Raw genomic sequence first — 10,801 nt, 5'->3', positions numbered from 1 at the left:
CCGTTGACCGACCGCGCGGTCTCCGGTCTGGGCGCCTCGGCGGCCGAACGCGACGCGAGGGACGGCGACAGCGCCATCCCGCCGGTGGTTCGGAACAGCTCGTCGGCACCCGGGAGACTCACTCGGCGGGGCGGCACCGGTCGAGCACCTCCCTGGCGAGCTGGCGGTAGGCGGCGGCACCGACCGAATTGGTCGCGTACGTCGTGATCGGTTCGCCGGCGACGGTGGTCTCCGGGAAGCGCACGGTCCGCCCGATGACGGTGTGGAAGACGTGGTCGCCGAACGCCTCGACGACGCGCGCCAGCACCTCGCGGCTGTGCACGGTGCGCGAGTCGTACATGGTGGCGAGGATGCCGTCCAGCCGCAGCTCGGGGTTGAGCCGCTCGCAGACCTTCTCGATGGTCTCGGTGAGCAGCGCCACGCCGCGCAGCGCGAAGAACTCGCACTCCAGCGGCACGATGACGCTGTGAGCGGCCGTCAGCGCGTTGACCGTCAGCAGGCCCAGCGAGGGCTGGCAGTCGATGATGACGTAGTCGTAGTCGGGCAGCAGCGGCTTCAGGGCGCGCGCCAGCGCGGACTCCCGGGCCACCTCGCTGACCAGCTGAACCTCGGCGGCGGAGAGGTCGATGTTGGACGGCAGCAGGTCCATGCCCGGCACGGCCGTCTTCAGCAGCACCTCATCGGCCGTCAGCCCGCGCTCCATCAGCAGGTTGTAGACGGTGACGTCGAGTTCCATCGGGTTGACGCCGAGGCCGACGGAGAGGGCGCCCTGGGGGTCGAAGTCGACGAGCAGCACGCGGCGGCCGTACTCGGCCAGCGCCGCGCCCAGGTTGATGGTCGACGTGGTCTTGCCGACGCCGCCCTTCTGGTTGCACATCGCGATGATCTGCGCGGGGCCGTGCTCGGCCAGCGGCGCGGGGATCGGGAAGTAGGGCTGGGGGCGCCCGGTCGGGCCGATCCGCTCGCGGCGCTGGCGGGCGGCGTCGGGGGCGAGGGTGGCCGCGTACTCCGGGTCCGGCTCGTACTCGGCGTCGGGGTCGTCGTAGGCGCCGTAGGCGAACTCGCCGTAGGCCAGGCCGTGGGCCGGCAGTTCGGCGTCGTAGTCGGTCACCGTGGTCACCTGTGCTGTGTTCTGGCGTGCTTCGAAAGTACGGAGAGCGACCGAGCCGACCTCGGCCGAGCCCACGGAGGGCTGCCTGGCCCCGGGCTCCTCACTCGGCTGGCCGGCGGTGTGCGCCGCCAGTCCTGGCTGACCACCCCCGGGAGCAAATGTCGACTCATTCACAAGTCGTCTTACCTCCTTGGGCATCCAGGACTCTATGTCGATTCGTCAGCGTGGCAGCATGCCGACGGTTTGCGACTCTAGGCCGTTCAAGGCGTTCGCAGCAACACAATCCACGGTAGTGGGCAGGATGTGTCGACGATCGGGCAACCCTCTGTCAAGGGATACGAGGGCCCCTGACTCCAGGGATTCCGGGGTCGGGTGACACGACCGACGGAAATTGACGACAGAGCGACCCGCCCCCGCCGCCCCCGCCGTCATCACCGGATTCACCCCGCGTTCACACCGCGGCCGGGCCGTCCCGGTGACCCCCTGTGCACGGGCATGGCGAAGCCCCCGGCCCGGAACGCACCGGGCCGGGGGCAACACACGTCACACTCAGGCGAGCACGGACTCCAGGGAGACCGACTCCAGGCCGAAGGCCTCGGCGACGGCGGCGAAGGTGATCTGGCCCTCGTGCACGTTCAGGCCCTTGGCCAGCGCGGCGTCGCGGCGCAGCGCCTCCTTCCAACCGCGGTTGGCCAGCTCGACGACGTACGGCAGCGTCGCGTTGGTCAGCGCGTAGGTGGAGGTGTTCGGGACGGCGCCCGGCATGTTGGCCACGCAGTAGAAGACCGAGTTGTGGACCTGGAAGGTCGGCTCGGCGTGCGTGGTCGGGTGCGAGTCCTCGAAGCAGCCGCCCTGGTCGATGGCGATGTCGACGAGCACGGAGCCCGGCTTCATCCGGGAGACCAGCTCGTTGGTGACGAGCTTCGGGGCCTTGGCGCCCGGGATCAGCACGGCGCCGATGACCAGGTCGGCCTCGATGACGGCCTTCTCCAGCTCGAAGGCGTTGGACATGATGGCCTTGATCTTCGTGCCGAAGATCTTGTCGGCCTCGCGCAGCTTGTTGATGTCGCGGTCCAGCAGGGTCACGTCGTAGCCCATGCCGATGGCGATGGTGGCCGCGTGCCAGCCGGAGACGCCACCGCCGATGACGACGGCCTTGGCCGGGTGGGTGCCGGGCACGCCACCGGGCAGGGTGCCGCGGCCGCCGGCCGGGCGCATCAGGTGGTACGAGCCGACCTGCGGGGCCAGCCGGCCCGCGACCTCGGACATCGGGGCGAGCAGCGGCAGGGCGCCGTTGGCGAGCTGCACGGTCTCGTACGCGATGGCGGTGGTGCCGGAGGCGATCAGCGCGTCGGTGCCGGCCCGGTCGGCCGCCAGGTGCAGGTAGGTGAAGAGCGTCTGGCCCTTGCGCAGGCGGTGGTACTCCTCCGCGATGGGCTCCTTGACCTTCAGCACCAGGTCGGCGGTGGCCCACACCTCGTCGGCGGTGGGGAGGATGGTGGCACCGGCGGCCACGTACTCCTCGTTCGGGATCGAGGAGCCGACACCGGCGTTGTCCTCGATGTAGACCTCGTGTCCGTTGCGGACCAGCTCATGCACACCGGCAGGCGTGATGGCCACGCGGTACTCGTGGTTCTTGACCTCGCGGGGGATGCCGACCTTCACGGCTAAACACGTCCTCTTGCCATGGGGGTCCCTACCGGAGAAGACCGGCGGGCGACGCGCACGGGGGGAAGCCTCCGGAAGACACCGGGGCACAGATCTCTGCGCGACTAAGTCCGAGTGTAATGAAGCCTAGGTGGCCTGTCAGCCTTCCAAAGTGAATAAATCTGCCGGACACATTGGCAGGTTCGTAGGCTTCCCACGTGATCTTCCTGCCAAAGCGCCACTGACCTGGCATTTTCGACAATACTCCTGAACCGCCCCCTACCACCCGGCCAGGGCGCGTTCCCGCAGCTCCGCCAGGGCGGTGCCGACGACCTCCCGGCCGTGCTCGTCGCCGATCCTGCGCAGCACCGCGAGGGACGCCCGGTACTCCCGCTCGGCCTCCTCGAACCGGCGCTGGGCGGTGTGCGCCTCGGCCACCCTGGCCAGCAGCCTGGCCTCGGCGGCCTGGTCCCCCATCGACTGCCGCAGGCCCAGGGCCCGGCCGTACCAGTCAGCGGCGCGCACCGCGTCGCCGAGCGCCCGGTGGCAGCCCGCCGCGCCCTCCAGCGCGCGGGCACAGAGCGCCTCGTCGTCGGCGGACCTGGCGTGCTCCAGGGCGGCCCGGTAGTGGCCGGAGGCCTGCTCCCAGCCGCCCGCGGCGGCCTGCAGGTCGCCCAGGTTGAGCAGCGCGGCGGAGGCCCGGCGCGGGCGGCCGTGCCGCTCGGCCACCGTGAGCACCAGCTCGTGCAGCTGGTAGAGGTCGGCCGGGGCGGCGGCGCCGGTCAGCGGCAGCGCCCGGAGCAGCGCCGTGACCAGCCGGCCGGCCGATCCGTCGAGGTCGCCCTGGCCGATCGCGTCGGCGACCGCGCCGAGCAGCGGGTCGCGCTCGCCGAGCAGCCACTGGCGGGCGTGCGCGGCGGAGGTCAGCCGCAGCGGGCCGGGCAGCGGGTCGGGGCCGGGCCCGCCGGCGGGGTCCAGCAGCGCCCGGGCGCACTCGGTGAGCCGCACCAGCCGCTCCAGCAGCCGGGCCCGGGCCAGCTCGACCTCGGCGGGCCGGTCCTCCCGCTCGCGCAGCCGGACCAGCCGGGGGTGCAGCCGGCCGGGGACCCGGTAGCGGGCGGTGCCGTCGGCGGCCGGCGGCTCCACGGTGAGCAGCTCCCGCTCGGCGACCGCGGCGACCGTCCCGGCGGCCTGCTGGGCCGGACAGCCGACCAGCGCGGAGGCGGTGCGCACGTCCGCGCACTGGGCCGGGGCCAGGGTGAGCGCGCGCAGCATCCGCGCCTGCACGGCGGGCAGAGCCGCGTAGGCCAGCGTGAACGCGCCGATCAGCGGGTCGTTGTCCGGCACCGGGACCGGCTCGGCGGGCTCCGGCGCGGGCCGCACCCAGGCGGCCGGGTCCCGGGCCGGTTCGACCGGCGGCGTCGCCACGGGCGCGGGCCCGGCGGCCTTCGGCTCCTCCGCCGCCCCGGCCGCCTTCCTCCGCTTGCCCGGCGCCGGCTTCGCGGCCTTCGCGGGCTTCTCCGCCTTCTCCGCTTTCCCAGGCTTCTCGGACTTCTCCTCCTGCTCGGCCTCTCCCGCGACCCCCGCGACCGGCGCGGACGCCTCGGCGACGGCCCGCACCAGCTCCTTCGCCGCCTCCGTCACCGCCAGCTTCGCATTGCCGCGCAGCCGTCCCGCCATCAGCCGCAGCGCCGCCGGCTGGGATCCGCAGGCCTCCGCCAGATCGGCCGCACCGACCGGGTCGCAGCTGATCCGCGTCCCGCTGACCAGGTCGCCGAGCAGTTCGGCGGCCGCCAGGCGGTCGAGCCCGCCGAGGATGACCGGGTCGATGTCCTCGATGCCGGTGAGCGGTCCGGCGGTGGTGGCGAGCACCAGGCAGCCCGGTTCGTCCGCGAGCAGCGGCCACAGCTGCCCGGCGTCCCGGACGTCGTCCAGCAGCAGCAGGACGCGCCGCCCGGCCAGCGCCCGGCGCAGCGCGACGCACGCCGGGTCGTCCCGCCCGTCCTCGACGGCGCCGGGCAGCGGGACGCCGGCGGTGTCCGCGCCGAGCCGCTCCAGCAACCGGCGGGCGACCCGGGCGGGCGGCACCCGGGCGCCGTCGGGGGCGGACAGCCGGGCGAAGAGCACGCCGTCGGGGTACTGGGCGGCGGCGGTGACGGCGAACCGCAGGGCCGGCGCGGTACGGCCCGAGCCCGGCCGGCCGGCCAGCACCAGAACGGGGCTGCGGCCCTCCGCGGGGCGCGCGGCGGCGGCCCGCAGGGCGGCCAGCTCGGCGCGCCGGCCCACGAACAGGGCGGGACCGGCCGGCAGCCGGTCCAGCCCGGGAACGCGCTCGGCGGGCGCTCCGGGCCCGGCCTCCATCGTCACCGTCTTCCTCGCCACCCGCGCCACTCCCGACGTCGCCACCGCACACCGGAGGCGGCCAGCAGCGGACGCCCCGTCTGCGAAGCGTAGTTCGACCATCCGCTCGGGCCGAGGTGACATCCGGTCGTACGAATCGGCAAATCACCCCGCCGGCCGAGCGAACAGCCCCCGTTCGCCCAGCCAAGCAGCACCGGCCCACCCCTCGCCCGCCCGAGAACGCCGTGCCCGCCGACCGTCGGCGCCAGATCAGAGCGCCCCGGAGGCGAGCCGGGCCTAGACGAACGGCCTGGCGGGCCAGGGGGAGTCGGCGGGGCGCAGGCCTTCCAGGCCGCCCGGGCCGTGCAGGGCGGCGTAGAGCGCCAGGGTGCCGGTGATCAGGGTGGGGTTGTGGAGCTTCCCGGCGTGGATCAGCCCGACCAGCTCCTCCACCGGTACCCGGGCGGACTCCAGCTCCAGCTCCTCCCCGTGCGCCTCGTAGCGCCGCCCCTCCGCCTCGGCGAGGTCGGTGGCCAGGAAGAGGCGCAGCGCCTCGTCCGTCCCCCCGGGCGAGGTGTAGAAGTCGACCAGCACCCGCCAGGTGCCCGCCTTGCAGTGCGCCTCCTCGTACAGCTCGCGCTGGGCGGCGTGCAGCGGGTTCTCGCCGGGGACGTCGAGCAGGCCGGCCGGCAGCTCCCAGAGGCGCTGGCGCACGGGGTGGCGGTACTGGCGCAGAATCAGCACCCGCTGCCGGTCGTCCAGGGCGAGGACGGAGACCGAGCCCGGGTGGGTCTGGTAGTCGCGGCGGGCCCAGCTGCCGTCGGGCATCAGGACCTCCTCGCTGCGCACGCCGGTGACCCGCCCCTGGAACGGCGTGCTGCTCCCCCGTACCTCCCACTCCTCGGCCCGGTCGGCGACATCGGCAAAGCTGCGGTCGTCCATCACGCTCTCCCCTTTTCGTCAGTACGACACAATCTAACGCCGAACGGCGGCCCCGCAGGAATCGCGGGACCGCCGTTCGATGGAACGCGGGTCGCCTACTCGGCGTCGGCCGGGGCCGTCTTGATCTCGATCGCGGCCTTCACCAGGCCCGCGAACAGCGGGTGCGGGCGGGTCGGCCGGGACTTCAGCTCCGGGTGGGCCTGGGTGGCCACCAGGTAGGGGTGCACCTCACGCGGGTACTCGACGTACTCGACGAGGTCGCCCTTCGGGGAGAGGCCCGAGAAGATCAGGCCGGTCTTCTCCAGGTCGGCCCGGTAGGCGTTGTTGACCTCGTAGCGGTGGCGGTGGCGCTCCTCGACGTACTGCTCGCCGTCGTAGACCTCACGGACGATCGAGCCCTCGGCGAGCTTGGCCGGGTACAGGCCCAGGCGCATGGTGCCGCCCAGGTCGCCCTTGCCGTCGACGATCGCCAGCTGCTCGGCCATGGTGGAGACGACCGGGTGCTTGGCGGCGGCGTCGAACTCGGTCGAGTTGGCCTCGGGCAGGCCGGCCAGGTTGCGGGCGGCCTCGATGACCACGCACTGCAGGCCCAGACAGAGGCCCAGCAGCGGGATCCGGTTCTCGCGGGCGTAGGTGATCGCGCCGACCTTGCCGTTGACGCCGCGGTCGCCGAAGCCACCGGGGATGCAGATCGCGTCGACGTCGCCGAGCTGCTCCTGGGCGCCCTCGGGCGTCTCGCAGTCGTCGGAGGTGACCCACTTGATCTCGACCCGGGCGTTGTTGGCGAAGCCGCCGGCGCGCAGCGCCTCGGTCACCGACAGGTAGGCGTCCGGCAGGTCGATGTACTTGCCGACCAGCGCGACCTTGACGATGTGCTGCGGCTCGTGGACGCGGCGCAGCAGGTCGTCCCAGGTGGTCCAGTCCACGTCGCGGAACGGCAGGTCCAGGCGGCGGACGACGTAGGCGTCCAGGCCCTCGCCGTGCAGCACCTTGGGGATGTCGTAGATCGACTTGGCGTCGATCGCGGCGACCACGGCCTCCTCGTCGACGTCGCACATCATCGAGATCTTGCGCTTGATGGCCTGCGGGACCTCGCGGTCGGCGCGCAGCACGATGGCGTCGGGCTGGATGCCGATGTTGCGCAGCGCGGCGACGGAGTGCTGGGTCGGCTTGGTCTTCAGCTCGCCCGAGGGGCCGATGTAGGGGAGCAGGGAGACGTGCACGAAGAAGACGTTGTCCCGGCCGACCTCGTGGCGGACCTGGCGGACGGCCTCCAGGAACGGCAGCGACTCGATGTCGCCGACGGTGCCGCCGACCTCCGTGATCACCACGTCGACGTCCTCGGTCGCCATCCGGCGGATCCGGGACTTGATCTCGTTGGTGATGTGCGGGATCACCTGGACGGTGTCGCCGAGGTACTCGCCGCGGCGCTCCTTGGCGATGACGGTCGAGTACACCTGGCCGGTGGTGACGTTGGCCGAGCCGTGCAGGTTGGTGTCCAGGAACCGCTCGTAGTGGCCGATGTCGAGGTCGGTCTCGGCGCCGTCGTCGGTGACGAAGACCTCACCGTGCTGGAACGGGTTCATGGTGCCCGGGTCCACGTTGAGGTACGGGTCGAGCTTCTGCATCGTGACGCGCAGGCCGCGGGCCTTGAGCAGGGCGCCGAGGCTGGAGGCGGTGAGGCCCTTGCCGAGCGACGAGGCGACACCCCCGGTGACGAAGAGGTGCTTGGTCGTCACGGCGCGGCCGTTCGATGCCTTGCCGGAATGGGGCTGTGCCAAGAGGGGGCTCCCGTGGGTCGCGAGTCGAAGGTGACGTGGTGGGAGGCTCGCGGCTGCCGTCCCGACGAGGGAGGGGCGGTGCGGGGCACGGCGCCCTGGGGGTCGTCGGTTCGGCCGGTCCGGGGCGTTTGATCCCACCGGTCCACGGGATACCAGGGTAACAGTGACCCGGCCCGGACGCGTTCCGGGCCGCCCCCGCGCGGCGCCGGGGGCCCCGATCCGCGGGCGGGATCCGCCGGGGCGCTCCCCGGGGCGTACGCCGGGCGTGCCGCCGGCGCACCACCCGGCGCATTCGTCACACCTGTCGCACCACCGGCCCGTCCGGGCCACCTTCCGCCGGCCCGGACCGGCTCGGCCGGGCCATCGCGGATCCCCACTTCGAACCATCCGGAGCTGATCCTTCCGAGCCATCCTGACGGACTCCCCCGCGATGCGCGGTATTTCCGCCGAAATGCGGCGCCACACCGCGCTGCGCCCGCGTGCTTCGCCCCTTTCGTCCGTCGTAAGCTGCACGGACGCATCGCCGACAACACGAGCTCGCGGAGGGCGTGGGAGGGTCAGGAACCTCTCGGTCCCCGATGCGCGACCGGACCTCCCCGTGATTTCCCGCTCTTTCCACCCACCCGAGGCTCGACCGAGCCCACGCGGACACTCCAGCAAGGCCCCCACCACCCCACGGAGGGCCGGACGTCCCGGGGTGGCCCCGGTCCCGCCACACCCGCTGGCTCCCCCTCGGATCGCCGATGCGTCGTGACCACATTGCGAACTGGAGATCACGTGGCCGGCCGTATCGAGGACTACGCACTCATCGGGGACATGCAGACCGCCGCCCTCGTCAGCAGGGACGGAGCGGTGGACTGGCTCTGCCTGCCCCGATTCGACTCTCCGGCGGTCTTCGCCGGCCTGCTCGGCACCGACGAACACGGCTTCTGGCGAATCGGCCCCGCCGAGGCGGTGGCGGTCGACCTGCCCGCGACCGACCCCGCCGCCCCCGCCGCCGGACGGGTCCATCTCACGGACACCGGTGACCTGCGGATCCCACCGCCCACCGCCGCCGCCCCCGCCGTGCCCGCGGACCGCCGCCGCTACCGGGGCGACTCGCTGATCCTGGAACAGGAGTGGGACGCCCAGGGCGGCACCGTCCGGGTGATCGACTTCATGCCGCCGCGCCCGCTGGCCGGCAAGGACGCCGTCCCGCAGGTGATCCGGATCGTCGAGGGCGTGGCCGGCACCGTGCGGATGCGCTCCGCGGTGCGGATGCGGTTCAGCTACGGCCGGGTGGTGCCCTGGGTGCACCGGGTCGAGCAGCCCGACGGCGGCCACCGCACCGTCGCGATGGCCGGCCCCGACTCGGTCTGGCTGGACGGCGAGGCCGACACCTACGGCCGCAACCTCACCACCTACGCCGACTTCACCGTCTCGGCCGGCGAGCGGATCGCCTTCGCGCTCACCTGGCAGGCCTCCCACCTGGAGCCGCCGAAGGCCCCGGACGCCGAGGAACTGCTCGACGCCACCGCGGACTTCTGGCACGACTGGGTCGGCCAGTGCACCTACCAGGGGCCCTACCGGGAGGCCGTGGTCCGCTCCCTGATCACCCTCAAGGGCCTCACCTACGCCCCGACCGGCGGCATCGTCGCCGCCCCCACCACCTCGCTGCCCGAGGACATCGGCGGCGAGCGCAACTGGGACTACCGCTACACCTGGCTGCGCGACGCCGCGATCACCCTCTCCTCGCTGCTGCGCACCGGCTACCGCGAGGAGGCCCGGGCCTGGCGCGAGTGGCTGCTGCGCGCGGTGGCCGGCGACCCGGAGAACCTGCAGATCATGTACGGCATCGCCGGCGAGCGCGAGCTCACCGAGTCCTCGCTGGACTGGCTGCCCGGCTACGAGGGCTCCCAGCCGGTGCGGGTCGGCAACGGCGCGGCCGGCCAGCTCCAGCTGGACGTCTACGGCGAGGTCGTCGAGGCGCTGCACCTGGCCCACATGACCGGCCTGGTCCGCAACGACCACGCCCACCACCTCCAGCTGCGGCTGATCGAGTACCTGGAGGAGCACTGGCAGGAGCCGGACGAGGGCATCTGGGAGGTGCGCGGCCCGCGCCGGCACTTCGTCCACTCCAAGGTCATGGCCTGGGTCGCCGTCGACCGCACCATCAAGCTGCTGGAGCAGACCCCCGAGGACGCGCCCGCCGGCGGCCACCTGGAGCGCTGGCGGGACCTGCGCGACACCATCCACCGCGACGTCTGCGAGAAGGGCTACGACCCGGGCCGCAACACCTTCACCCAGTACTACGGCGGCAAGGAGCTGGACGCCTCGCTGCTGCTGATCCCGCAGGTCGGCTTCCTGCCGCCGGACGACAAGCGGGTGATCGGCACCATCGAGGCGATCCAGCGCGAACTCGCCACCGAGGACGGCTTCGTGCTGCGCTACCCGACCCACGACGAGTCCGGCAACAACGTCGACGGCCTGCTCGGCCACGAGGGCGCCTTCCTGGCCTGCTCGTTCTGGCTGGCCGACGACCTCGCCATGATCGGCCGGGTGCAGGAGGCGCGCGAGCTGTTCGACCGGCTGCTGTCGCTGCGCAACGACCTCGGGCTGCTCGCCGAGGAGTGGGACCCGCGGCTCAAGCGGCAGGTCGGCAACTTCCCGCAGGCCTTCAGCCACGTGCCGCTGATCGACACCGCGCTGCGGCTGACCGCCTGCGGCGGCGCCTACCTCTCGGCCCAGCCGGACGGCCTGGCCGCCGACCGGGCCGGCGAGCAGGCCACCGTCTGAAACCGCCGCACGGCTACCGGTTGCGCTGCACCAGCTCGTCGTAGGTGCTGAGCACCTGGGCGACGGTGGCGGCCTCGTCCGGCCAGGTCTCCGCCTGCTGCCGGCCGGCCGCCACCAGGCGCTCGCGGCGCGCCGGGTCGGCCAGCAGCTGGCGCACCGCCCGGCCGATCGCCGCGGCGTCCCCGGGCGGGACCAGCACGGCGGC

The 10,801-nt window shown here is 73.0% G+C and carries 7 protein-coding genes; 1 reads left to right on the top strand and 6 read right to left on the bottom strand.

Annotated elements, in window-relative coordinates:
• Window positions 1-118: 118 nt before the first annotated feature.
• The 5 genes from ABD308_RS00620 to pyrG form a co-directional block, all read right to left on the bottom strand.
• The gene (locus tag ABD308_RS00620) at window positions 119-1,186 is read right to left on the bottom strand and encodes a ParA family protein (RefSeq protein WP_376141636.1); all 1,068 of its coding nucleotides are present in this window, start codon (window positions 1,184-1,186) and stop codon (window positions 119-121) included.
• Window positions 1,187-1,660: 474 nt separating this feature from the next.
• Window positions 1,661-2,776 (bottom strand): alanine dehydrogenase, encoded by a 1,116-nt coding sequence (gene ald / locus ABD308_RS00615; RefSeq protein WP_344322709.1) that lies wholly within the window; start codon window positions 2,774-2,776, stop codon window positions 1,661-1,663.
• A 261-nt stretch (window positions 2,777-3,037) separates the two neighbouring features.
• Entirely contained in the window at window positions 3,038-5,140 is a 2,103-nt protein-coding gene (locus tag ABD308_RS00610; protein ID WP_344322703.1) for an AAA family ATPase, read from the bottom strand.
• Window positions 5,141-5,395: 255 nt separating this feature from the next.
• The gene (locus ABD308_RS00605) at window positions 5,396-6,040 is read right to left on the bottom strand and encodes an NUDIX domain-containing protein (protein ID WP_344322696.1); all 645 of its coding nucleotides are present in this window, start codon (window positions 6,038-6,040) and stop codon (window positions 5,396-5,398) included.
• 95 nt (window positions 6,041-6,135) lie between these two features.
• Entirely contained in the window at window positions 6,136-7,779 is a 1,644-nt protein-coding gene (gene pyrG, locus ABD308_RS00600) for a CTP synthase (RefSeq protein WP_344322689.1), read from the bottom strand.
• Window positions 7,780-8,598: 819 nt separating this feature from the next.
• Here pyrG and ABD308_RS00595 point away from each other — a divergent pair.
• Complete coding sequence (locus ABD308_RS00595; protein WP_344322685.1) at window positions 8,599-10,596, top strand: glycoside hydrolase family 15 protein; 1,998 nt, start codon at window positions 8,599-8,601, stop codon at window positions 10,594-10,596.
• A gap of 13 nt (window positions 10,597-10,609) precedes the next feature.
• Here ABD308_RS00595 and ABD308_RS00590 read toward each other — a convergent pair.
• The coding region (locus ABD308_RS00590) for a glycosyltransferase (RefSeq protein WP_425554661.1) at window positions 10,610-10,801 on the bottom strand (192 nt) is incomplete at its 5' end.

It is taken from the genome of Kitasatospora putterlickiae (assembly GCF_039527695.1).
Classification (GTDB): Bacteria; Actinomycetota; Actinomycetes; order Streptomycetales; family Streptomycetaceae; genus Kitasatospora; species Kitasatospora putterlickiae.
The sequence above is the reverse complement of the archived record's forward strand: the minus strand, read 5'-3'. Positions and strand labels throughout refer to the sequence as shown.